The following is a 24,539-nucleotide window of genomic DNA, read 5'->3' on the forward strand; positions in this document are numbered from 1 at the left end:
CCGACGTGTCGTGGATGACGCGTCCGCCCCGGACGTCGTTGCGGCCTCGCGCCGCTTCGAAGCGGTGGGGGCCGAGGCGCACGACACGGGTGTCGACGTGCTCGTGCGGTTCTGGCCACAACCGGCCGAGGACGCCGAAACGGCCGCCGCCGCACGGGAGATGACGGAGGCCGCGCTGGCCGAACTGCAGACCCTCGTCGCACAGGAGGAGGCACCCGCCCGGACCATCTGGGTGACCCGCGGCGCGGTCGCGGCCGACGACCGGGACACCGTGCCGGGCCTCGCCCAGTCGGCGCTGTGGGGCCTGGCCCGCAGCGCCCGTGCCGAGCATCCGGACCTCGGGCTGACGCTGCTCGACCTCGACGACACCGATCCCGCGGCCGCCCTGCTAGCCGCCGCCGCTCACGAGGGCGAGCCCGAACTCGCCGGGCGCTCGGGCACCTTGCTCGTGCCCCGGCTCATGCGCGCCCGCCCCGCCGGGACGGACCGTGCGCGGACACCCGTCGACGGCACCGTACTGATCACCGGAGGCCTCGGCACCGTCGGACGCCACATCGCCCGGCTCCTCGCCGAACGGGGCGTGCCCCGCCTGCTGCTGACGTCCCGGCGCGGAGCCGACGACCCGCGCACGGCCGAGGTCACCGCCGAACTGACAGCGCTCGGCGCCGCGGTCGAGGTGGCCGCGTGCGACGTCTCCGACGCCGCGGCCCTGGCCGACATTGTCGGTTCCGTCGCCCACGAACTCCGCGGCGTCGTGCACTGCGCCGGCGTCCTGGACGACGGGGTGGTCGCCGAGCTGACCCCCGAACGCCTCGCGCGGGTGCTCAGCCCCAAGGTGGACGGCGCCGCCCATCTGCACCGGCTCACCGCAGGCGCGCGGCTCGACCTGTTCCTGCTGGTCTCCTCCGCCGCCGGTGTCGTCGGCAACGCGGGCCAGGCCAACTACGCCGCCGCCAACGCCTTCCTCGACCAACTCGCCCACCACCGGCGCGCCCTGGGGCTGCCCGCGGTGTCGATTTCCTTCGGCGCCTGGGCGGGCGAGGGACTCGCCGCCGAACACGCCGACCTGGAGCGGATGGCCCGCCTCGGCCACCGCGCCCTGACTCCGGAACAGGGCCGCGACCTCGTCGAACTCGCGCTGCGCCGGAACGCCCCGCACCTGGTCGCCTGGGCGCTTGACATGCCCCGCCTGCGCGAGACCACGGCCGGCCCGGGAGGCGGTGCGGCCGCCCTGTGGCGCTCGCTGCTTCCCGCGCCCCGCACCGGGCAGGACGGCGCGGACGGCCTGGCGGACCGGCTGGCCCGGCTGCCGGAGGCCGAGCGCGCCGACCGCGTCCTGGCCCTGGTCCGCGAGGAGGCCTCCCGCGCCCTCGGTCTGCGCTCGGCGGAGTCCGTCCGCGCCGACCAGCCGCTGCGCGACCTCGGCATGGACTCGGTGACGGCGGTGGAGCTCCGGAACCGCATCGGTGCCCGCCTCGGCTCCCGGCTCCCGGCCACCCTGCTGTTCGACCACCCCACCCCGGCCCGCCTCGCCGAGCACCTGCTGGCCACCGTGATCGCGCCGAGCGTCCCCGCCGCGCGCCGTCCCGCGCCCGCCGCGCCGCACACCCGCACCGCGACGCACGACGAGCCGGTCGCTCTGGTGGCCATGGCCTGCCGCCTGCCGGGCGGCGCGGGCGACCCGGAGGAGCTGTGGCGGCTGGTCGCCGAGGGCCGTGACGCGGTCGGCCCGTTCCCGGTCGGGCGCTGGGACGTCGAGTCGCTGTACGACCCCGACCCGGAGACGCCGGGCAAGTCGTACGCCCGGGAGGGCGGCTTCCTGGACGACATCGGGTCCTTCGACGCGGGTTTCTTCGGCATCACCCCGAAGGAGGCCGCCGCCATGGATCCGCAGCAGCGGCTGCTGCTGGAGACCGCGTGGGAGGCGCTGGAGCGCGCCGGGATCGTCCCCGCCGAACTGGCGGGCAGCACCGCCGGCGTGTACGTCGGCATGTTCGGCAGCGACTACCTGTCGGGCTCCCGGCTCGACCAGCTGGACGGATACGTCGGCACCGGGTCGGCGCTGAGCGTGGCCTCGGGCAGGCTGGCGTACGCGCTCGGGCTGCACGGCCCGGCGCTGACGGTGGACACGGCGTGCTCGTCGTCGCTCGTCGCGGTGCACCTGGCGGCGCAGGCGCTGCGGTCGGGCGAGTGCGACCTGGCGCTGGCCGGCGGTGTGACGCTCATGGTGACCCCGCAGACCTTCGTGGAGTTCAGCCGGCTGCGGGGCCTGTCCCCGACCGGCCGCTGCCGCTCCTTCTCCGACGACGCCGACGGCGCCGTCTGGGCCGAGGGCGCCGGCATGCTCGTACTGAAGCGGCTGGGCGACGCGCGGCGGGACGGCGACGAGGTGCTTGCGGTGCTGCGCGGCACGGCCGTCAACCAGGACGGCCGCAGCCAGGGCCTGTCCGCGCCCAACGGCCCGGCGCAGGAACAGGTGATCCGGCGGGCCCTGGAGCTCTCCGGCCTCGAACCCGCCGACATCGACTACGTGGAGGCGCACGGCACGGGCACGACGCTGGGCGACCCGATCGAGGCGAACGCCCTGGCGCAGGTCTTCGGTGCCTCCCGCCCCCGGCACCGCCCGCTGTACCTGGGCTCACTCAAGTCCAACCTCGGGCACACGCAGGCCGCCTCGGGCATCGCCGGACTGATCAAGGTGGTGCAGTCGCTGCGCCACCGGATGCTGCCGGCCACCCTGCACGCCGGCACACCCAGCCGGCACGTCGAGTGGGACGGCAGCGGTCTGCACCTGCTGCAGGAAGCCGTGCCGTGGCCGGCCTCGAAGGAGCGCGTCCGGCGGGCCGGCGTCAGCGCCTTCGGGATCAGCGGGACCAACGCCCATGTGATCGTGGAGGAGGCCCCGCCGTTTGCGCCGGAGCCCGGCCTCGCAGGTGAACTTCCTTCCGGTAAGCGGCTGTTCATCCTGTCCGGGCGGAGCGAGGCCGCGCTGCGGGGCCAGGCCGCACGGCTGGCCCGGCACCTGACCGGGGACACACCGCTGCCGGATGTCGCCTACACCCTGGCCCGGCACCGCAGCCACTTCCCCTGGCGGGCGGCGGTCGCGGCGGGCGACGTGGACGAACTGCGCGCCGCGCTCGATGCGTTGGGCTCCGGACGGGCGCAGCCGGCCACGCCGCGCGAGGAGGAGACGGGCAAGGTGGCCTTCGTCTTCTCCGGGCACGGCGGCCAATGGCCGGGTATGGGCCTGGAGTTGCTGGCCGGCTCGGAGGCGTTCCGCGAGGAGCTGACCCGGATCGACGAGGCGGTGCAGCGGCACGTCGGCTGGTCGGTGCTCAACGCGCTGCGGGCACCGGAGGAGTTTTCCCCGCTGCACCGGACCGAGTGCCTGCAACCGGTGCTGTTCGCGGTCAACGCGGCGCTGGCCGCCGCGTGGCGGGCGCTCGGCGTGGTCCCGGATGCCGTGGTCGGGCACAGCCTGGGCGAGATCGCCGCCGCGTACAGCGTGGGCGCCCTCGGCCTGGACGACGCCGTGGCCGTGGTGACCGGTCGGGCCCGGGCCGTCGTCCCGCTGGTCGGGCAGGGTGGCATGGTCGCGGTGGAGCTGCCGCGGGCGCAGGTCGAGGAACTGCTCGCCCCCTACGCGGACCGGCTCTTCGTCGCCGCGGTCAACAGCGCGGGCTCCACGGCCGTCTCCGGCGCCGCCGACGCACTGGCCGAGCTGCGCCGCCGGCTCGAGGAGCGGGGGATCACCGTACGACGGCTGTCGACGCCGTTCGCCTCGCACACCCCGCTGATGGAACCTCTGCGCACGGAGTTGCTCGACCGCTTTTCCGGTATCCGGGGCGCACAGGCGTCGACCCCGCTGTACTCGACGGTGCTGGCCGAACCCGTCTCCGGCGACCGGCTGGATGCCGACTACTGGTACGCCAACCTCAGGCAGCCCGTCCGTTTCGCCGACACCGTCCGGCGGATGCTGGACGACGGCTACCGCTACTTCGTCGAGCTCAGCCCGCATCCCTCGCTGCTGTCCGCCATCGAGGCGGTGGCGGCGGAGGCCGGGATCGACGTGGCCGGCGTCGGCTCGCTGCGCCGTCAGCAGGACGGACCCGATGTCCTGCTGTGCAGGGTCGGCGAGTTGTACGTCGCGGGGCACGCGCCGGACTGGCCGGCGCTGTTCCCGCAAGGCCGCCGCGTCGATCTGCCGACGTACGCCTTCGCCCGCGAACGCCACTGGCTCACGCCCGCCCCGGCCACCGCCACGGGCTCCTCACCGGTCCTCGGCACCCACGTCGAGTCCAGCGACGAGCCCGACCGGCACCTCTTCCAGAGCGACATCGACCTGCGGGACAGCCGCTTCGCCTATCTGAACGACCACCGGGTGGACGGCGAGGTCTGGCTGCCCGGTGCCGCCTTCCTCGCCATGGTGCTGGAGGCCGCCTCCGCGGTGCAGGGCGGTCGCCAAGTCCAGCTGAGCGACATCGAGTTCGTGCAGCCGTTGCGGATGGATCCCGAACGGCCCGTACGGGTGCAGCTGGTGCTGCGGCCCGCCCGGGACGGCTTCCGGTCCTTCACCGTCGCCTCCGCTGCCGCCGGTGAGCGGCGCCCGCGGTGGGAGCGTCATGTCAGCGGACGCATCGCGGTGTCCGGCGAGCAGCCCCCGGCCGACGTGCGACCCGACGACGTGCGACCCGACGACGTGCGGTGCGACGAGGTGCAGTTCGACGAGGTGCCGCTCGCCGCCATGCGTGAGCGGTGCACGCAGGACGTGGACCTGCCGGCGGTGTACGCCGGGCTGAGCGCCCTCGGCATCGACTACGGTCCCGCCTTCCGCGGCCTGGAGCAGGGCCGCCGCGGGAACTCGACGGGCCTGGGCCGACTGGCCGCCAGGGCCGCCGCGGGCCATCTGCTGCACCCCGCGGTCCTCGACGCCGCGTTCCACACGGCCGCCCTGCCCCAGGACGCGCCCGAGGGCCGGCCGTTCGTGCCCGCCGGGGCGGGACGGCTGCGGTTCACCGGCCTGCGCACCACGCCTGCCTGGGCCGGCTGCGAACTGCGCTCCGTGTCCGGCGACACCGCCACCCTGGACCTCAGGATCTGGGACGAGGACGACAAACTCGTCCTGGAGATGGAGGGGTTCCGGCTGGCCGCGCTCTCGCCGCTGGACGGCGCCCTCTACGAGACCCGCTGGCACCCGCGCCCGGTGGCGCAGGAGCCGCCGGTGAAGGGCAGCTGGCTGATCCTGGCCGACGACACGGGGGTGGCCGACGCGCTCGGCGAGCGGCTCGGCTCCTCGGTGCCGCATGTCGTCGCCCGCAGGGGCAGCGCCTTCGCCGTCGAGGGACCGGGACGCTACGTCCTCGATCCGGCCGACCCCGACCACCTGACCCGGCTGCTGGAGGAGGCCTTCGCGGGGGGACAGCCCGAGCAGGTGGTCCAGCTGACCGCCCTCGACGCCCCGGCGATCGCCGACGCCGGATCGGCCGAGCAGGCGGCGCGGCTGTGCTGCCTGAGCACCCTGCACCTGGTGCGCGCCCTCGCCGGCCGTCCGCAGGGCCGGGCTCCGCGCCTGTTCGTGGTCGTACGCGGCAGCCAGGCAGCCGGCGACAGCACCGGGGTGACCAACCCGCAGCAGGCGCTCGCCTGGGGCTTCGGGCTCACGGTGGCGCAGGAGTACCCGGAGCTGTCGACCACGCTGATCGACCTGCCGCCCACCGACGGCGTCGACGCCCTGTGGACCCAGCTCAGGCACGCCGACGACGAACGGCTCGTCGCGCTGCGCGACACCGGCCGCCTGGTGCCACGCCTGGCCCACACCCGCCCGGACGACGGCGGTCACGGCGAGACCTCCGTGGACGGTGTGCACCTGATCACCGGCGGTCTGGGCGGCCTCGGCCGCGTCGTCGCCGAGCGGCTGGTCCGCCGCGGGGCCCGCCGACTGGCTCTCATGAGCCGGGGCACGCCCGACGCGGAGGCCGGCAACTGGATCACAGGTCTGGAAGAGCGGGGCGTCACCGTGCACCTGGCCCGCGCCGACGTCGCCGACCGGGAGAGTCTCACGGCCGCCCTGGACGCCGTACGGCACGCCTCTGGCCCGATCGCCACGGTCGTGCACGCGGCCGGTGTGCTCGACGACGCCACGGTGGCGAGCCTGACCGACGAACGCGTCCTGCGCGTCCTCGCCCCGAAGGTCCTGGGCACCGCTCTCCTCACCGAGCTGATCCCGGAGGCCCGGAACCTGGTCCTGTTCGCCTCCGCGGCCGGGCTCCTCGGGTCGGCCGGGCAGAGCCCGTACTCGGCGGCGAACGCCTTCCTCGACGCCTGGGCACACCACCTTTCCCGCTCCGATCGCCGGGCGCTGAGCCTGGACTGGGGTGCCTGGGCCGGTGTCGGCATGGTCGCCGGGTCCGGCACCCGGGCCGCCGAGACCAGCCGCTCGGGCCTGGTCGCCTTCTCGCCGCAGGAGGGCGGCGAGCTGTTCGAGCGGGTCCTGGCCACCGCCCGCCGCCAGCTCGCGCCGATCGCCCTGGACCGGGAGATGCTGACGCTCGTCCCCGACGCCGTGCGCACCCGCCCGATCCTGGGCGACCTGGTCACCGTCCCGACGGGCACGGCCGCCTCGGACGACCTCGTCAAGAAGGTGTTCGCGGCGACGACCGACCCGGACCGTGCCACCTGGCTGGAGGCGTACGTCCGGGCCCGGGTCGGCGAGGTCTCCGGAGGAGCGGTCGACGTGTCGGCGACCACGGCCCTGAAGCAACTGGGCCTGGACTCCCTGATGCTGGTGCGGTTGCGCAACGCCTTCGTCCGCGAACTGGGCGTGGAGCTGCCGGCCGCGGACGTGTTCGCGGCGTCCGACATCCGTGGCCTCGCCCAGGCCCTGGCCGAGGGCCTTCCGGAGCGGGGCGCCGTGGCGCGGCAGGACTCCGGCGACCTCGCCGGGGCGGTCCCGGAGACCGAACTGCGGCCCGCGACACGAGACGTCGTACGACTGCTGCGCAGCGCCCGGCCGGGCATGCCGGACGCGGCGCACGGCATCGGCCTCGCCGTACGGCTGACCGAGCCGACCACCCCGGAGACGCTCACCGGCATCCTCACCCGGCTCGTCGCGCGGCACGCGGCCCTGCGCACCGCGATCGTCACCGGGGCGGAAGGCGTACGGCAGCTGCGCGTGGACCGGGAGCCGGCACAGCCGGTGCTGCGCTGCACGGCCGTCGAAGGCTCACTCGACGCCGCCGAGCGCCTGCGCGCCCTGCTGGAGCCGCCGTTCGACCTCGCGACGACACCGCTGTGGCGGTTCGAGCTGGTGGACGGCGGCGCACACGGCCAGATCCTGGTGTTCGGCGCCCACCACGCGGTCGGCGACCTGCAGTCGCTGCTGCTCGTGGCCGGGGAGATCGACGCGGAACTGTCCGGCACCCCCCTCGGCGCCGCCGTCACCAACCGCGACATCGCCCTGCTCATCGAGGCCCAGCAGGGCGGCGAGGGGGCGGGCGCCGAGTGGCGCGAGCACTTCCACGGCAGCGAACGGCTCGACCTGGAGCTGGACCGGCCGCGCCCGGCGACCCGGTCGTACCGGGCCGGCAGCGTGACCGTGACGATTCCCGACGGGCTGATGGAACGGGTCGCGGCGGCCGCGAGCAGGCTGGCAGTCACTCCCGCCGCCTTCTGCCTCGGCACCCTGACGGTGCTGCTGGCCGGAAAGCGGGAACGGGAGCGGTTCGTGCTCGCCGTGCCCGTGGACACCCGCATCCACGCCGACGCGTACGACGCGGTGGGCTTCTTCGGCGTGCCGGTGCCGTTCCCGGCCGAGGCCCGCGCGGGCGAACAGGTCGCCGAGGTGCTGCGCCGCACCGACGCGCGCCTGCAGCGCCTCCTGGCCAAGGGCGCCATGTTCTCCGACGTCCTGGCCACCCTGGCCCGGCAGGGCCTGCACCGGGAGAACGCGCCGCTCGTCGAGGTCTACTTCAACTACGTACGGTCCTCGCGCCACCTCACCCGGCTGGAGGTGCTGCCGGCCGGCACCGGCTACTCCGACCTCGACCTGATGATCACCATGACGCCGGACGCGGCAAGCGTCCGGCTCGACCACAACCTGGACATCCTGGACGCCGCGACCACCGCCGAGCTGGGGGAGGAGTTCCTGCGGTCGCTGGGGGAGGCGGCCGAGGACCCTGCGGCACCGGCGCGCGCCGGCACCCGGGCTCCCGCGGGTACGGCGCCCGCACCTCGCCGGTCCCTGGCCCTCGCCGCCACCTTCGCCCTCGGCAACCTCCCGCTGATGTGCCAGGCGGCCGTCGAGAACGGGGCCGGGGACGGCGGACCGGCGATCACCGAGGCGCCGTACCACCACGTGCTCGCGAGTCTCCAGGACCCTTCGGGTGTCTTCGCCGACCCCGCGACCGCGGTGGGTGCGGTGCTGCTGCGGGCGGTGGACCTGGAGCGCTTCGGCCCGGTCGACGATGCGCTGCTCGCCGAGCTGCGCACCGCCTACCCGGCCGCGCTGAAGGCCCTGTACGAACGCACCCGCAAGCCGCTGCTCGTCGGCTTCCTGCCCGCCGCCCGTCAGGAGGACCGGCTGACGCGGTGGGAGCGCAAGGTGGCCGCCGACCTGGCCGGGCTGCCCGGCATCGCGGTGCTCGGCACCGACGAGTGGACCCGGCACCACCCCGGTGGGGAACGCTTCGACGAGCGGACCGAGCGGCTGGCCCACCTGCCCTTCACGCCACCCTTCCAGGCGGCCGTGGCGCTGCGCCTCGCCGACGTCGTACGGGCGGTGCTGCGCCCCATGCCCAAGGTGATCGCGGTGGACGGCGACGAGACCCTGTGGGGCGGGGTCGCCGGCGAGATCGGTCCCGAGGCCGTCGATCTGACCGGTCCGCGCGCCCTGCTCGCGCGAAGGCTGCTGCAGTGGCGCGAGGCGGGCGCGCTGCTGGCGCTCGTCAGCAACAACGACGAGGCCACGGTCCGCGCCGTCCTGGACCGCCCGGACAGCCTGCTGAGGGCGGAGCACTTCAGCGTGCTGTCGGCCGCCTGGGGACCGAAGCCGGGCCGCCTGGCCGAGGCCGCACGCACGCTCGGCCTCGGCCTGGACAGCTTCCTGTTCCTGGACGACAACCCCGCCGAGATCGCCAAGGTGCGCTCCGCGCTGCCGCAGGTGCTGTCGGTGACCTGCCCGTCCGCGGACGAACTGGAGGAGTTCCTGGGCCGGTTGTGGCCGCTGGTCCCCGCGGCGGCGACCGCCGAGGACGCGCTGCGGGCCCGGTTCTACGCGCAGGAACGGGAACGGGAGACCGCCCGCGCAGCCGCCGGGTTCGAGGAGTTCCTCGCGCAGCTGCAACTGGAGGTCGACATCCGGGCGCTGTGCGAGGCCGACGTGGAGCGGGCCGAGCAACTCGTCCGCCGAACCAACCAGTTCACGCTCCACTCCCGGTCGGCCGACGGCGGCGACGTCGCCCGGTGGCGGCAGCGGGGCGAGGTGTGGACGGCGGCGGCCCGGGACCGGTTCGGCGACTACGGCCAGATCGCCCTGCTTGCCGTACGCGCTGACGGTGACCAACTGGATGTCCTGGCCTGGCTGATGAGCTGCCGGGCGCTCGGCCGAGGAGTCGAGGAACGTCTGTTGCGGTGGCTGGCCGACCGTGCCGAGGAACTGGGCTGCACGAAAGTCCGGCTGACGGCGGAGCGCACGGAGCGCAACGTACCGGCACGGCGACTGGTGGCCGCGCTCGGCGGCGGTGACCCAGACGACGAGCGCCTGGAGGCCGTGGTCACACCGGACCACCTGAGGGCGTTCCGGTCCTGGGAGCAGCGGTGAGGACGTCCCGCAGCACGGACCTCGGCAAAGGCAACGGAAAGACGCGCACATCGATGAAGGGCTCTCATGCGTGACGTGACCAAGGACTCCGGGCAGCGGGCGACCGCCGAGGCGATCGAGCGCGGTGGCGGCGGGCTCGGCGTGGACGACCTGCTGGCCAGGGTGATGCAGGCCGCCACCGGTGCGGACTCCGGTGCCGCCCCCGCCCCGCCCCGGGACGTGGACGGCGTGGCCGCCGCCATCGCCGCCGCGGCGGGCCGCCATCTGCCCGCGGGACACCTGTCGCCCGACGCCGACTTCTTCGACGCGGGGGGAACGTCCGTGCACGCCGTGGAACTCGTCGCGGAGCTGGAGGGCGAGCTGGGCATCGAGTTCGACCTGGACGAGGTGTTCGCCGACGCCCGTCCGATCAGTCTCGCCCGGCGCTGGCTGCAGACGACCGGGGCCGAAGCGTCGAGCGAGGCCACCCCGCCGACCGTGCACGCAGGCACCCCGGCGCCCACCGTCCAGGGCACTCTGCCGGTTCCGGCCGCCGGTGCGCGGCCCGCCTCCGGCGTGGGTGCTGTCGCGGCTCCGGCCCCTGGCACACTGCCGCTCTCCCCAGCGGGCGCTCTTCCGGCCCTCGCCCCGCGCACCCTTCCGATCCCGACTCCGCGCACCGCACCGGCACTTCGCCCCCCTGTCGGCAGTGGCGACGACCGGTACACCAGGGCCCGCCGTGAGGACCTGGAGCAGATCCTCGCAGATCTGAGCCTCGCCGACCGCCTGCCGTTCGCCGACGTGCCCGAGCCGCTGCCGCCCCGCCGGATCCTGCTGACCGGCGCCACCGGCTTCCTCGGCAGTCACATGCTGCTCGACCTGCTGCGGCACAGTGACGCGCATGTGCATTGCCTGGTGCGCGCGGCCGACGAGGAGGCAGGCGTCGCCCGGCTCGGCGAGGCGCTGAAGAGCTACCGGTTGCCCTGGTCCTCGGAGGTGCGGCGCCGGGTGACCGTGCTGCCCGGCGACATCCGGCGGCCGCGGCTCGGCCTGTCCGACGAACTGTGGCACACGCTCGCCCACGAACTGGACAGCGTCGTGGGCGTGGCCGCGGCCGTGGACTTCCTGCGCGGCTACCAGTCGCTGCGGGCGAGCAACGTACTCGGCGCGCTCACCCTCGCCGAACTCGCGGCCACCGGGCGGCCCAAGCCGCTGCACCACATCTCCTCGATCGCCGTCTTCAACGAGGTCGGCATCACCTCCATGGGCGAGGACGACCCACTCGCCCACGTCGACCGGCTCGTCTCCGGCTACGACCAGTCGAAGTGGGCCGCCGAGGTCGCCCTGCGCCGCGCCCGCGACCACGGCCTGGTCGTCACCGCGCTGCGCCCCGGCGGCATCGGCGGCCACACGAAGACCGGCGCCTACAACCCGCAGGACCTCAGCAGCGGCCTGATCTCGGCCTTCGGCCGCTTCCGCACCGTACCCGCCTTCCGCTGCCTGAACGCGGCCCCGGTGGACTGGGTGAGCCGGGTCGCCGCCGCCGCGATCTGCGAGCCCGACGCCTGGGGCTACGACTACAACCTCACCGGCGTGCCCAACACCCTCGACGACGTCGTCCGTGACATGGCACTCGGCGGCATGCACGTGCGCGTCCAGGACTGGGACGAGTGGCGCACCGACGCCCTGGCCCACATGGAGGCCGAACCGGTCCCCGAACTCGCCTTCCTCTCCAGGGTGTTGCAGAGCCCCACCGCCCTCAAGCTGTGCGAGGCGACCCTGAAGGGCCCGGCGGCCGAAGGCGCACGCACCGCCGCCCTGGTCGAGGCTCTCGGGCTGCCGCCCGCGGCCCGCTACGACGCGCAGGCCCAGCTGAGGACCTTCGAGCGGCTCGCCCAGGACGGCCTCGCCCGGCTGCCGCACAAGGACGACCAGCCCTACCTGTGGTTCCCGGAGACGACGGAGGGCAGCGTGGGACCGGTCGGCGGCCCCGCCGACAGCCCCTGCTCCATTGCGCTCACCCTCTCCATCGCGAGCATGTACCAACTGGTGAAGGAGCGCCGGGTGGACGTGACCGGCGAGGTCGTCTGCACCGCCGTACATCCCGAGCCGCTGACCGTCGAGCGCGGCGACGTCTGGATCCGCCCCGAGGAGGGGATCCCGCAGCAGCACGGACTCAGGCACCAACTCCTGCGCTACCGGCTCCGGTTGCGCGACGCCGACGGCGGCCACTGGTGGCTGGAGGGCCACAAGTACGCCCGGGCCCGCCGCGACCTGTGGCGGCAGACCCGCGCGCTGACCGTACGGATCGGCCGCGAGGGCGAACCGGCGAGCCTGGCGGGCGAGGTCGTCGTGCCCGCGGAATCCTACGTCCGCGACCAGATCGACGGCATCAAGGTCGACCCGCGTCTGACCAGCCAGGAGAAGCGGGCCGCCAAGCTGACCTGGCTCACCTGGTTCGGCCTGGAGATGGGCCGCGGCCTGCTCGGCCCCTTCGCCCGCGCCGCCGCGGACCTGCTCGACCTGCGCCGCACCCCGACCTTCACGGAGCACCACCGATGATCCTCAGGACGACCACCTCCCGCGCCGGCCGGCCGGCGCTGCGCCGGGTCAGGACCCCCGCGGCCCTGCGCCCGCTCCACCACCGCCTCGACCCGGCCCGCGTCGAGGAGATCCCCTTCCGGGCGGACGACGGCGTCCGCCTCGGCCTGACCCGTATCCACACCGGCGCCGCGGACCGCCCCGCCGTGCTGCTCCTGCACGGACACACCGCGTCCGCCGACATGTTCCTGCTGCCGGAGACCCGCAATCTGGTCGACGTCCTCCTCGACGACGGCTACGATCCCTGGCTGCTGGACTGGCGGGGCAGCTGCCGGCTGCCGTACAACGAGACCGGCCAGAGGTACACGTATGACGACGTGGCCCTGTACGACATTCCCGCGGCCGTCAAACACGTCCGCGAGCGCACGGGCGACCGCCCGCTGTTCGTGGTCGCCCACTGCATCGGCTCGCTCACGCTGTCCCTGAGCATGGCGGCGGGACTGGTGCCGGGCCTCGCCGGCGTGGTGTCCCAGGGTGTGTTCCTGACGCCGAAGCTCGCCGGCCGGACATCGCTGCGGATGTCGCTGGCGGGGGAGCTGCTGAAGACGCGGATGGACCACATCCCGGTCGACTTCCGCAAGGTGGGCCTGTGGTCGAAGTACTCCCCGTTGTTCGCACTGGCGTCACGGAAGGCGAGCTGCCCGGACCCGACCTGCCAGATCCTGCACAACTCGGCCTGGGGCACGGGCGCCTCGCTCTTCGTGCACGAGAACCTGTCCGAGGCCACCCACGACCGCCTCGCCGACCTCCTCGGCCCCGCGCCGCTGTGGATCCTGCCCCACCTGCGCCGCATCGAGCTGGCCCGCAGCGTGGTCCGCTGGCACGAAACCGACCACCGCTACCGTGACCTGCCGCCCAACGCGCTGGACGCGGCCGGCCGTATCGACACCCCCGTGCTGCTGCTCGCCGGCAGCGACAACGGGCTGTGGCTGGACTCCCAGCGGCTCTGCCACGACGTACTCGCCGACCGCCAGCCCCAGTTGGACGTGTCCTACACCGAGATCCCCGGTTACGGCCACCTGGACACATTCCTCGGCCGGGGCGCCGCACTGGACGTCTTCGGTCACATCCTCGATTTTCTCGGCGGGCGGCGATGACGGACGGCTGGTCGGCCGCCCACCGAACCCGCCGGTGACCACACCACGGAAGCACCACATGCCGCAGCTCGCCGCCGACGGTGCGCAACGACGTACGACATGGCCCCCGACCCCATCCCGGTATCGCGGCCCGAGTCACATCGGCGGCGGGCGGCGTGCGCGCTGTTCTCAAGCAGGCGTTCGCCGACACACCGACGTCCCCGGGCATCCCCGCGGACAACCAGGCCACCATGTTCACGGCTCTCACCTGTGGCGACGCGAATGGCCGCACGACGTCGACGGCTACGCCACCCGCACCGCCGTCGACCGCAAGCGGCCGCTCACGGCCCAGGCGGCGCTCAGGGCGTCGACGATGGGCAGCCCGCGGTGGCGTTCCGCCATGAGCACGGGATCGCGAGGTGGGGCCGGCGCTGGCTGGGGTAGCGGACCGCGCACAAGGGTGGTGCGACGGGGCGGGGGCTGACGCCCCTGGCTCCAGGGTGGCTCAACCCGTATGTGCGACGGCGTAGTCCGCGTCCGAGGACGCCACGTCGTCAGGCGTCGCTTCCGGCCGGGAGGCCGTACTGCGCCAGAGCCGGCGGCAGGACGAGACCGTTGCCACCAGAAGCAGCCCGTCGCGGATGAGCAGTACGACTATGCCCGGCAGATTGCTCCGCACGACCGGGCCGAAGCCGATGGGGAATTCGAGCACCGTGAAGAAGCACGCGACCAGGATGAGCAGCACGGGCCGGCGCTGGACTGTGGAGCGGCTGGTCAGGCAGAGCGCGCCGAGCCCGAGCAGCCAGATCAGGTACTGCGGACTGATCACCCGGCTGGTGGTGACGAAGACCAGCACCGCGGCGAGCGCAGCGTCGTAGAGCACGACGTCGCTGAAAGTGCGGGCGCGTACCCGCCACCAGACCAACCAGCAGAAGGCCAGCACCGCGCCGGCCAGCGCGATCCGGGCCGCGGTGGGCACATACGGGCCCAGGAACTCGAACGACCCGTAGTGCAGCCGGGAGGTGCCGTGCCACAGACCGAGCCGGCGCAGGACATGAAACGGCAGCGCGCCCAGCGACTCGATCTCGACGCCGCGCTGACGCTGCTCGGTGAGGAACGCGAACGGTCCCCGGGTGAAAGCCAGGAACGCGGCGCTGACGCCGCCGGTGGTGACCAGCGCTGCCCCCCAGGCGCGGCGGGTCGTGAGACCCCGTCGCACGCCGGCGAGCACGAGTATGGGCCAGACCTTGACCAGTGCGCCGATCCCGGCCAGCGTGCCCGCCACCCGGGGATGCCGTGCGGCGGCCAGCAGGGCGGCGACCGCGAGGGCGGTGACCATCACGTCATAGCGGGCCAGGGCCAGCGGGCCGAGCACGGCGACCCCGGCGACCCACAGCCAGGCGCCGGCCAGGTCCCGGCCGTGGGCCCGCCCGGCCTGCAGCAGCATCGCCAGAACCGTCGCGTCGGCGGCGCAAGCGAGCAGGTAGAAGGCGTGGGAGTACGTCAGGAACGGCAGCAGTGCCGGAGCGAGGAAGACCGCCGCTGCGGCGGGCGGATACTGCCAGGTGACGTCGCCGACCGGAAAGCTGCCGGTCAGCAGCCGTTCGTACCAGCCGTGGTAGATGACGACCACGTCGGGGCGGACGTCGTCACCGGGGAAGCGCAGGGCGCCGAAGAGCGTCAGCAGCAGTGCGGTTCGCGTCACCGCCCAGGCCAGCACCGGCATCCATGTCCTTGAGCGAGCCGCGGTCACCGTTCCACGCCAGCACACCGTCACGTTTCAGGGCCTCTCCCTCAATCGCCTTGCACGGGTCACACTTCCGGTGCCGGTTCGCATGAAGGTGACAACATGATGAACATAGCGCGCCATCTTGTTGCACCACCCTGTGAACGACTGCAGGCGACTGACCACGCTGCCACCCGGCACAGCGCGGCCCGTTGCCGGTGCCGACTGGAACCGTGGCGGATGCGGCCCATACGGCGGCCGGCGCGCCCTGCCGTGCGGTGAGCGCGTATCCGGTGAAGACATCGGATCCCGAACATACTGGCTCGTGCGACCCGGCGACGACCCCGACAGCCGTACCATCATGATCAATGACGAGTCCGGAGCGGACTGGGAACGGTACAACATGACAGTGACCCGTTTCCTTGCCGCAGTTCTCAGTGGCGAGATCCACTCGGAAATCCTGTGGCACAAGTTCCCATTGCCCCAGCATGAGTTCCGCCCCGCTCGCGACATCTAGAACGTGTCTCCTGGACGGAAATGATGAGGCCGCCGAGGATGCGCGTGCGCAGGAGTCGCGGTGTTGGGCTTGTCCACAGCCGTGGGTTGCGGGTCGGCGCCGTCTTCGGCGGCTCCTCGCACGGCCGGACGCTCCGGTACGGCATCCAACTGCACACCAGTGCCGGGGACATCTCCGAGGCCGCGTGGGCCGAGGCGGGCCGGCTGCTCGATCAGATCGACCAGCCCGAGATCGACCGCATACAGGCGAAACTGCGTTCGGACAGCCGTATCCGGACCATCACGACCGTCATGACCAGCAGCAGGGTGGAGGCCGGCGCTTCGGCGCGGGCGCGCTCATCGGTGCCGGTGAGGCGGGTCTCATCGGCGGCGCGCTGCTGAACGAGGCGTTCGACGACGAGCCGGACGTGGTGGTCAACAACTACTACGAGGACTGACCGTCCTGCCTCCTCGGCGCGGGGACGCGGGGCATTCGGCCGCCTACACTGGGCGGGCACATGGGTGTCGGCTGTGTAGTGGGCGGGACGGGAGAGGACTGTGACGGGGAACGTCGGTGGTGTCGAGGATCCGTCCGCCGAGGTTCTCGCCCAGGCGGCCGCCGCGTTCGGGCTGCTCGCCTCCGCAGCCCGGCTGCATCTGATGTGGGCGCTGTCACAGGGTGAGAGCGACGTCACGCATCTCGCCGACCGGGTCGGCGGAGCACTGCCCGCCGTCAGCCAGCATCTGGCCAAGCTGAAGCTCGCCGGGCTGGTGAACTCCCGCCGCGAGGGGCGCCGGCAGGTCTACTACGTCGATGACCCGGACGTCGTCACCGTGGTGCGGGTGATGGTCGGACAGTTGACGGCACGTTCGCAACACGCCCTCGCGCCGGTGCGCGAGCTGCGCGGGATCGGTGGCTGAGACCACCGCGGCCCCGGGGCAGGACGCCGAGCCGCCTGGCCCGTCGGCCGTAAGCGCACCCGAGGAAGAGGTCTCGCCGGGGCTGTCTGCGCCGACCGTGCTGGAGACGTTGCGCCGGCTGGACAGCGGGCCGCGCGGTCTGACCGAAGCGCAGGCCGAGGAGCGGCTGGCCCGGTTGGGGGAGAGCACCGGCCCGGCCTGGCGCGCGGCCTCCTGGCCGCGGCTGTTCCTGAGAAGCCTGCGGGACCCGTTCACTGCGGTGCTGGCCTGCCTCGGACTGGTTTCGGCGGCCGTCTTCGCCTGGAGCACCGCCTCGGTGATCCTTCTGCTCGTTGTGGTGAGCTGCGTCCTGCGGGCCTCCGGGGAGCACAGGGCCGACCGGTCCACGGCCGCGCTGCGCGAGCTGGTCGCCACGACCGCCACCGTGCTTCGGCGGGCCGACGAGGAGGCAGCCCCGGCGACCCGTGAGGTGCCCGTGGCCGAGCTGGTGCCGGGAGATGTGATCCGGCTGGGGCCGGGCGACCTGGTGCCGACGGACGTACGCCTGTTGCGGTCCAGTGGCCTGACCGTGCATCAGGCCGCGCTGACCGGTGAATCCGCGCCGGTCGCCAAGTCTGCCGACGATCTGCCTCGCCCGGCCTGCGGCGGGCTGTTCGAGCAGCCGCAGCTCTGTTTCCAGGGCAGCAGCGTGGCCTCCGGCAGTGCCACCGCGGTCATCACCGCGACCGGCGCGCACACCCGGTTCGCGGCAGCGCACGAGCGCAGGGTCGGCCGAGCGGAGGCGAGTGCCTTCGACCGTTCGGTCCATGGCATCTCCTGGATCCTGATCCGGTTCATGTTGCTCACCCCGCCGCTGGTGCTGATGGCGAACGCGGCGCTGCGCGACCGCGGCCTGGAGACACTGCCGTTCGCCGTGGCGGTCGCGGTCGGACTGACCCCGGAGATGCTGCCGGTCCTCGTCACCCTCTGTCTGGCACGCGGCGCCTCGCTGCTCGCTCGCACGCACGGGGTGATCGTCAAGCGCCTGCCGGCCCTGCACGACGTCGGCGCCGTCGACGTGCTGTGCCTGGACAAGACCGGCACCCTCACCCAGGACCGGCCCGTCGCCGACCGTGCTGTCGGCCTGGACGGCCGGGACGACCCCGAGGTGCTGCACTGGGCCGCCGTCAACGCGTGGTGGACCCTCCAACTCGCCGACTTTCCCGAACCCGACGCCCTCGACGAGGCGATCCTGGACGCGGTCGACGAGGACACGCTCACGGCGTACGACGGGGTCGCGGCCGTGCCCTTCGCCCCGGACCGCCGGCTCGCCGTGGCAGTCGTGCGCACCCCCGGCCGGCTCGGGATGCACACCCTGGTCGTCAAGGGAGACGTCGAGGCCGTACTGGACCGCTGTGCCCTCGCGGACGACGAACGTGATCAGCTGCGCGCCCTCGCCACCCGGCAGGCCGGCAGCGGGGTGCGCGTCCTGGCGGTCGCCACCGCGGAGCGAGCCTCCCGTCGACGCGACTACACGCTGACCCATGCACGCGGCCTGACCTTCCGGGGCCTGCTCACCCTGCGGGACGCACTCGCGCCCACCGCCGCCGACGCTCTGAAGGTCCTCACCGACCGGGGTGTCACCGTCAAGGTCCTCACCGGCGACCATCCGGGGACGGCGGCCCGCGCCTGCCTCGACCTGGGCATTGTGGTGACCGATGACGCCGTGCTCACCGCCGACGCCGTCGACCTCCTCACGGACGCCGAACTCACCGAGGTCGCTGCCCGTACGACCGTTTTCGCGCGCTGCACCCCGGAGCACAAAGCCCGGATCACCGAGGCGCTGCGCACCGCCGGACACACCGTCGGCTTCCTCGGCGACGGGGTCAACGACCTGCCCGCGCTGCGCGCCGCCGACGTCGGGATCGCCCCACGCAATGCTGCCGACGTGGCCCGTGAAGGCGCGGACGTGGTGCTGGCTGAGAAGGACCTCACCGCGATCGCGCACACCGTCGCCGCGGGCCGACACGCGGGCGGCAACATCGTCACCTACCTGCGCATCACGCTGTCGTCCAACCTGGGCAACGTCCTCGCGATGCTCTCCGCCGGTCTGCTGCTGCCCTTCCTGCCGATGCTCCCGGCCCAGGTCCTGCTGCAGAACCTGTGCTTCGACGCCGCCCAGCTCACGTTCGCCCACGACCGGCCCGCCCCCGCCGCCCTGCGCCGGCCGGCCGTTCTGGACCCACGGGACCTGCTGCGCTTCATCATCGGCTTCGGCGTGCTCAACGCCGTCGCCGACCTGGCCACCTTCGGTGTCCTCGCCCTCGCGATCCACGGGCAGGGGACAGGGGAGGACGAGGCGGTGTTCCACTCCGGGTGGTTCACGGAGAACCTGATCACCCAGGCCCTCGTGATGGTGCTGCTGCGCGCCGGCCGCCGTACGGCCGAATTCCGCAGACCGGGCCCGGTCGCCTGGGCCGCGCTGGCACTGGCCGTCATCGGCCTGGCGCTGCCCCCCTCACCGCTGGGCCCCATGCTCGGCCTGACCGCCCTGTCGGCCGTGTACTACCTGCTGCTCACCGCTGTCCTGATCCTCTACGCCGCAGGTCTGCTGGCGGCCAGGGCACGCTTCGAGCGTCGTGACGGCAGCGGCCTAGCTCCGGTGGGGCGACTCAGGCGATCGCCGGTGCCCGGCGCCGGCTCACGCCCGTCTTGATCTCCCCGCTGTACAAGGTTGTCGGCCGAAGGCAGGGCACGAGAAGGGCGCGACATGACAGAGGCCCGGGCTCCGAAGCGCCCTCAGTGGCTGCTCGTGCTGGTCTTCGCCCTGGTCGGGTACGTCATCGTGCGCGCGGCCGACACCCCGCAGGGCGATCCGCCACCCAGGGGAAGGCGTCTGTCCCCCCATCGAGCCCGTCGGCCGGCTCCACCGCCCCGTCCGTGTTGCCGGCGTCGTACGACCCCGCCGGCTACGCCGCCTCGGTCCGATCCGGGCCCGTCAGGTCGGTGTGAGCGCCCACTTGGTGATGGCGATCCTCTACGACGAGGCGTACAAGCCACATGACCCGTCCTTCGAGCGGGCCTGGCAGAAGTACAAGCCGGATGCGGTCTTCGGCATCGCCAACTGCACCGCGCCGCCTTCGACGAGGTCAAGAAGGGCCGGGACTTCGCAGGCCGCCGTTGGGATCGCCACACCGGTCATCGGCGGAGCCGCGCTCCTCAAGCTGCCTCCGCTGCTCGGCCCCGAGGGCAACGGACTGCGCGGCCCGCTGGTGGCGGGCAGCCTGGCCGCCTCCGTGGCGGCCTACCTCGCGACGCGCTACCTGGTCAGGTACTTCGAGAACCGCACCCTCATCCCGTTCGCCATTTACTGCACCGTCGCCGGGCTCGGCAGCCTGGCCCACTTCACCCTCGGCTGACTGCCGGCCGATGAGTGTTGAGGGCCGACCCGCCTGTGCCGTACTGGATGACGGTCGTGGTGTGCTGCAGGTTGCAGGTCGATGCCCTTCAGGTTGATCCGCTTCAGGGGGCTGGAGACGAACGACTGCTGGTGCTTGGAAGACCAGGGCATTGGTCTGGGTCTATGTCCAACTGCTGTCTGGCAGTTGGCAGGGCTGGGGGGTGACCAGCGTGTCACGCGGGATCGATACCGCTATCGCGTGCTGGTGGTCGGCGTAAATGTTCTTGGGCAGGCCGTCCCGTGCCGAAGGTGTTGATGTCCCCGGTCAGCTTCAGATGGATCCGACCCAGACCGGCCACACCGAGAACCGTCGCAGCGACCGCGGTCTGCGAACTGATGGCGCTGCCCGCCGACACGACCGCCGGCGCCGTCGCGCACACCCCTGCTGCTACCGGACACCCTCCGGCTGCCGTAAGCCGTGAAGCAGATGCGCCAACAGGGTGGCGAGTTCGCCGAGGAACTGGCCGGTGACATCGCCGGCGAGTCCAACACCGTCACCGTGGACTGATCGCTCCTGAACGGGTCCCCCCGCACGCCTTGCTGTGCACGCTCACGCCGGGGACGGCGAAGGGCTTTGGCGGAACGTGGCGCCGCGTGGATAATCGCGGGATACGAAAGGAACGATCACTGAGGTCGGCCGGAACTGGCTGAGTGCAGGGGGGTGTTCACCCGCCTTCCCACGCGATCCCTCACCTGTGAAATGTGTGAGGGGCTGTGCTACTCGGGCCGCAGCTTTGTTAGATTGCGCAATCACGCAAGTATGGTGGAGCCCGGCTTCGCCTGTTCGTACATCGCCGCGTATGCCCGGCCGTACCCCCGACGGCCCGGCCTGACGGGCCCGACCGTTCATGGGAGTGGGAGATGAGCGAGCCCTGGGAGGGCCGAGGCGGTCAGGCCACGCGTGGCCGTGCTGCCCGCCGTCCGGGACAGAGTGCGGCCGAGGCGGAGGGCACGCGCCCCCCGAGTGGGCGCGCCGCAGCCCGGGCGGCCTCCCGGTCACGGGGCAATACCCGGTCGCGGCCGACGGGACGCGGCAGGCGAGCGCTGAAGATGGGCGCGATCACCCTGTCCGGGCTCGTCCTGGTCACTGCGGGCGCGGGCTGGTGGTTCTACGAACACCTGAACGGCAACATCCACAGCGTCTCCCTCGACGGCAAGGGCGGCACTGAGAAGCCCGACGCCTTCGGCCGTACCCCGATCAACGTCTTGCTGATGGGCTCGGACAGCCGTGGCGGCGCGGCGGACTGCAAGCTGGGAGGCGCCTGCGAGTCGGGCGGCGGTGAGCGGGCTGACGTGGAGATGGTGATGCACATATCCGCCGACCGCTCCAATGCCACGGTGATGAGCATTCCGCGCGACCTGGTCACCAGCCTGCCGCCCTGCACCGACAAGGAGACCGGCCAGAGCGTCGGCGCCCGCACCGACATGATCAACAGCGCCCTGTCCTACGGTCCGGCCTGCCAGGTGGCCGCCGTGCACCAACTCACCAACATACCGATCGACCACTTCATGAAGGTGGACTTCGCCGGCGTCGTCTCGATATCGGACGCTGTGGGCGGCGTGGGCATCTGCGTGGACAAGAACGTCTACGACCCGTCGTCCCACCTGAAGCTGTCGGCGGGCCCGCACACCCTCAAGGGCATCGCCGCCCTGGAATTCCTCCGTACCCGGCACGGCTTCACCGGTGGCAGTGACAACGTCGGCCGCACCAGCGGCCAGCATGCCTTCCTCGGTGCGGCGATGGCGAAGCTGAAGAGCGAAGGAACGCTCACCGACCCGGTCAAGGTACTGGACCTGGCCAATGCCGCCACCAAAGCCCTTACCGTGGACCAGCAGTTGGGCAGCATTTCCGATCTGGTCGGCCTCGCCCAGGACTTCAGCAAGGTGCCGAGCAATCGGGTCACCTTCGTCACCATGCAGAACGTCCCCGATCCGGCCAACCGGGATCATGTTGTCCAAGGCCCGGGCGCGGCAGCCCTGTTCCAGACCATCGCCAACGACCAGTCGCTGACCACTGCCACCGGCAAGAAGTCGGCCGGCCCGTCGGCGACCTCCACGACGCAGCCTGTCGACAGAAGCGCCGTCGTCGTCGCCGTCGAGAACGGCACAAGCACCGCCAGCCGGGCAAGCGCGATCCTCCAGGAACTGACCCGCGCCGGATTCAACTCCGCCTCCACCGCAGGCAACGCAAGCACTCCGGCCACGACCACCACGCTGACCTATCCGCAAGGCAAGTCCGCTCAGGCCAAGGCCGTAGCCTCGGCGCTGGGCCTTCCGACCTCCCACGTCAAGCAGGGCAGCGGCAATCAGATCGTCCTCATGATCGGCAGCGACTGGACGACCGGCACGACCTACACGGGCAGCCACCCCTCCTCGGCTCCGGCCGACACCCAGAAGGCGCTGTCCGGTGCGCTGGCGCGCAACGGCGGCGACTCGGCATGCGTCCATGTGAGCACCGACCGCACCATAAGCGTGACCGCCGACGGCAAACCCACCACGGCCGTGACCAGATGGGGGGTCACCCCCACCACGGCGTACGCCCGCAGCCCCGAGGTACAGGACTCAGCGCCTTAGCACTCCAGCCGCCTGGTGGTGTTGTTCTGGTCGGTCGTGTGGCCGTACATCCCGCGGGCGGCGTCGCTGAGCGCCGGGAAGTCCCGGTGCACGGTCCCCAGGACGATCCAGTTGCGGTTGCCGTTGATCGTGGCACCGAGCGGGGTGAGCACCAGCAGCACCCCGAGGACCGAGATGCCGTAGAGCATCGGTACTGCATTTCGCAGGGCGCGGTGGCCCAGCCAGATCGTGCCGATCATCAGGACGAACCCGATGCCGAGGTTCATCCGGTGCCGGATGAGGAAGTAGTGGGGGTCGCCCTGGTTGATCGCGGTGCGGTTGCGGGTCGCCGAGTAGACCAGCAGCGAGCCGATCAACGACAGGGTGAGGGCCGCCAGCAGTATCGGCCAGTCCAGTCGGCGGGCCAGAGAGTCACGGGAGAAGAGCCGGGTCCACCTGGGACGCCCGGGGCCGTAGCCCGAGACGGAGGAAGGGCGCCCGGCGGACTGCACCTGTGGCCCGAGCCGACCCGACGGCGACCGTCCTGCTGTTACGGCTACGTCGCGGGCTTGGTCAGGAGCAGTTCGGTGTTGTGGTCTGCCGCGGCGCCGATGCGGGTGGCGGGGGTGGCGTATGGGTCGTTGTAGGCGAGTTCCCGGTACAGCGCGGCGAGGCCGGGATCGGAGGTGTCGGCGAAGTCGGTCCGGTAGGGCGCGGCGGACTCGATGAGCGTGGTGAACAGCGACAGCGTGCCGTCCTGGTTGTCGGCGATCTCGATGATCCTCGCGTGATGCGGGTAGTCAACGTGGGAGGCGGTGTTGATCTCCCAGAAGGCGCGCTCGGGGACGGTGTGGCCGTGCGGGATGATCTGGTTGGTGTGGGTGTGCCCGTTGACCCAGGCCACCACGTTCGGGAAGCGCTGAAGGAGGGCGACCAGTTCGGCGCCGCTGTGGCGGGCTTCGAAGGGGTGGTACGGGTCGGGCAACAGGTTCCCCATCGTGCCGCTGGTGTGGTGGCTGAAGACGACGACGAGGCGGCTGCCGGATCCGCCCCGGACCACGTTGCCGTTGGTGTCGTACCAATGCCCGCTGTGCGCCTTGAGGACCGACTCCAGCCAGTTCAGCTGCGCGGTGCCGAGCGAACCGTCCGCGAATCCCGCCCGGTTGGTGGTGTCGAGGCTGATGCCGAGGACGCCGTCGGCGAGGTCGAAGGTGTAGTAGAGGTGTCCGCTGCTGACCGAGTCGTTGGTGAACCCGTGGCCCACGGGGCCGGCTCCGGTGTACGCCGGGTTCAGGTGCGCCTTGGCGAACTCGGCCGGCGTGAACGGGTGGCGCCGCTCGTCGGGGGTGACCGTGCGGATCGAGCCGCCGCTGGTGAGCAGCTTGCTCAGCAGCAGCACGGCCTCCGCCGGGTCGTGCAGTACGGCGTCCGCCAGCTGGGCCGCGGTGGCGTCGTCGCAGCCCTCCAGCTTGCGGGAGCCGGTGTAGAGGTCGTTCAGCAGACCGAGGTCGGGCAGGCTGCCCTCGATGCTGTCGTCGTGGTTGCCGACCGTCGTGTACCACGGCAGGCTCAGGCCGGGGGCGTCGAAGGGGCGGATGGCGCCGCTCAGGAAACCGGGGATCTGCGGCAGGCCCTTGGCCTTGTAGGCGTCCTGGAGGGACGACTCGGGGTTCCAGTACTGGGCGCTGCCGGAGTTCTGCACGCCTTCGTAGCGGGAGAGGTTGCCGCTGTTCGGGGTGATCCGGCCGCCGCTCATGACCGTCAGGTACCAGTCGAGCTCGATCCGTTCGTGGTTGTCGGTGTTGTCGCCGGTGGCCATGACGAGGCTGAACGGCAAGCCGGTGTACGGGCCTTGGCGCACGGCGTTCACCCGTTCGACGAGTGACGAGGCACCGCGCACGGTCAGCGTCTCCTGCGGGCGGTGCGCGCTGT

10 protein-coding genes and 1 pseudogene are annotated in these 24,539 nt (G+C 72.4%); 8 read left to right on the plus strand and 3 right to left on the minus strand.

Annotation, left to right across the window (positions count from 1 at the left end):
• The 3 genes from ACZ5NH_RS41245 to ACZ5NH_RS41255 form a co-directional block, all read left to right on the plus strand.
• Nucleotides 1-9,817 (plus strand): SDR family NAD(P)-dependent oxidoreductase (locus ACZ5NH_RS41245; RefSeq protein ID WP_468783007.1); only part of this gene is annotated, 9,817 nt, incomplete at its 5' end.
• Nucleotides 9,818-9,883: 66 nt separating this feature from the next.
• The gene (locus ACZ5NH_RS41250) at nucleotides 9,884-12,358 is read left to right on the plus strand and encodes a thioester reductase domain-containing protein (protein ID WP_468783009.1); all 2,475 of its coding nucleotides are present in this window, start codon (nucleotides 9,884-9,886) and stop codon (nucleotides 12,356-12,358) included.
• Nucleotides 12,355-13,494, plus strand: coding sequence for an alpha/beta fold hydrolase (locus ACZ5NH_RS41255; RefSeq protein WP_468783011.1), 1,140 nt, complete (start codon nucleotides 12,355-12,357; stop codon nucleotides 13,492-13,494). Before ACZ5NH_RS41250 ends, ACZ5NH_RS41255 begins: the two co-directional genes overlap by 4 nt.
• 484 nt (nucleotides 13,495-13,978) lie before the next feature.
• Here ACZ5NH_RS41255 and ACZ5NH_RS41260 read toward each other — a convergent pair whose 3' ends face one another.
• A complete protein-coding gene (locus ACZ5NH_RS41260) occupies nucleotides 13,979-15,199 on the minus strand; it encodes a glycosyltransferase 87 family protein (RefSeq protein WP_468783013.1) in 1,221 nt (406 codons plus the stop codon).
• A 603-nt stretch (nucleotides 15,200-15,802) separates the two neighbouring features.
• Here ACZ5NH_RS41260 and ACZ5NH_RS41265 point away from each other — a divergent pair.
• From ACZ5NH_RS41265 to ACZ5NH_RS41285, 5 genes are all read left to right on the plus strand, one after another.
• Complete coding sequence (locus ACZ5NH_RS41265; RefSeq protein WP_468783015.1) at nucleotides 15,803-16,096, plus strand: hypothetical protein; 294 nt, start codon at nucleotides 15,803-15,805, stop codon at nucleotides 16,094-16,096.
• A 156-nt stretch (nucleotides 16,097-16,252) separates the two neighbouring features.
• Nucleotides 16,253-16,615, plus strand: coding sequence for an ArsR/SmtB family transcription factor (locus ACZ5NH_RS41270; protein ID WP_388635516.1), 363 nt, complete (start codon nucleotides 16,253-16,255; stop codon nucleotides 16,613-16,615).
• The gene (mgtA, locus tag ACZ5NH_RS41275; RefSeq protein ID WP_468783017.1) at nucleotides 16,608-19,310 is read left to right on the plus strand and encodes a magnesium-translocating P-type ATPase; all 2,703 of its coding nucleotides are present in this window, start codon (nucleotides 16,608-16,610) and stop codon (nucleotides 19,308-19,310) included. Before ACZ5NH_RS41270 ends, mgtA begins: the two co-directional genes overlap by 8 nt.
• A gap of 292 nt (nucleotides 19,311-19,602) precedes the next feature.
• Nucleotides 19,603-20,013 carry an undecaprenyl-diphosphate phosphatase gene (locus ACZ5NH_RS41280; RefSeq protein WP_468783019.1) on the plus strand — a complete coding sequence of 137 codons (411 nt, stop codon included), beginning with the start codon at nucleotides 19,603-19,605 and terminating at the stop codon, nucleotides 20,011-20,013.
• Between the two features lie 1,091 nt (nucleotides 20,014-21,104).
• Nucleotides 21,105-22,628: an LCP family protein gene (locus ACZ5NH_RS41285; RefSeq protein ID WP_468783021.1), complete on the plus strand. Its 1,524-nt coding sequence runs from the start codon at nucleotides 21,105-21,107 to the stop codon at nucleotides 22,626-22,628.
• 95 nt (nucleotides 22,629-22,723) lie between these two features.
• Here the strand turns inward: ACZ5NH_RS41285 and ACZ5NH_RS41290 are convergent.
• Both ACZ5NH_RS41290 and ACZ5NH_RS41295 read right to left on the minus strand, forming a co-directional pair.
• Nucleotides 22,724-23,119: pseudogene (locus ACZ5NH_RS41290) on the minus strand (FtsW/RodA/SpoVE family cell cycle protein); the annotation flags it as partial.
• Nucleotides 23,120-23,163: 44 nt separating this feature from the next.
• A partial coding sequence (locus ACZ5NH_RS41295; RefSeq protein ID WP_468783023.1) for a TIGR03767 family metallophosphoesterase occupies nucleotides 23,164-24,539 on the minus strand: 1,376 nt, incomplete at its 5' end.

Source organism: Streptomyces sp. NPDC031426, from assembly GCF_055581585.1.

What these genes read in the sequence shown, in the direction of transcription:
- ACZ5NH_RS41250 (WP_468783009.1), top strand. Translation starts at nt 9,884, where the DNA reads ATGCGTGACGTGACCAAGGACTCCGGGCAGCGGGCGACCGCCGAGGCG.
- ACZ5NH_RS41255 (WP_468783011.1), top strand. Translation starts at nt 12,355, where the DNA reads ATGATCCTCAGGACGACCACCTCCCGCGCCGGCCGGCCGGCGCTGCGC.
- ACZ5NH_RS41260 (WP_468783013.1), bottom strand. Translation starts at nt 15,199, where the DNA reads ATGCCGGTGCTGGCCTGGGCGGTGACGCGAACCGCACTGCTGCTGACG.
- ACZ5NH_RS41285 (WP_468783021.1), top strand. Translation starts at nt 21,105, where the DNA reads ATGGGCGCGATCACCCTGTCCGGGCTCGTCCTGGTCACTGCGGGCGCG.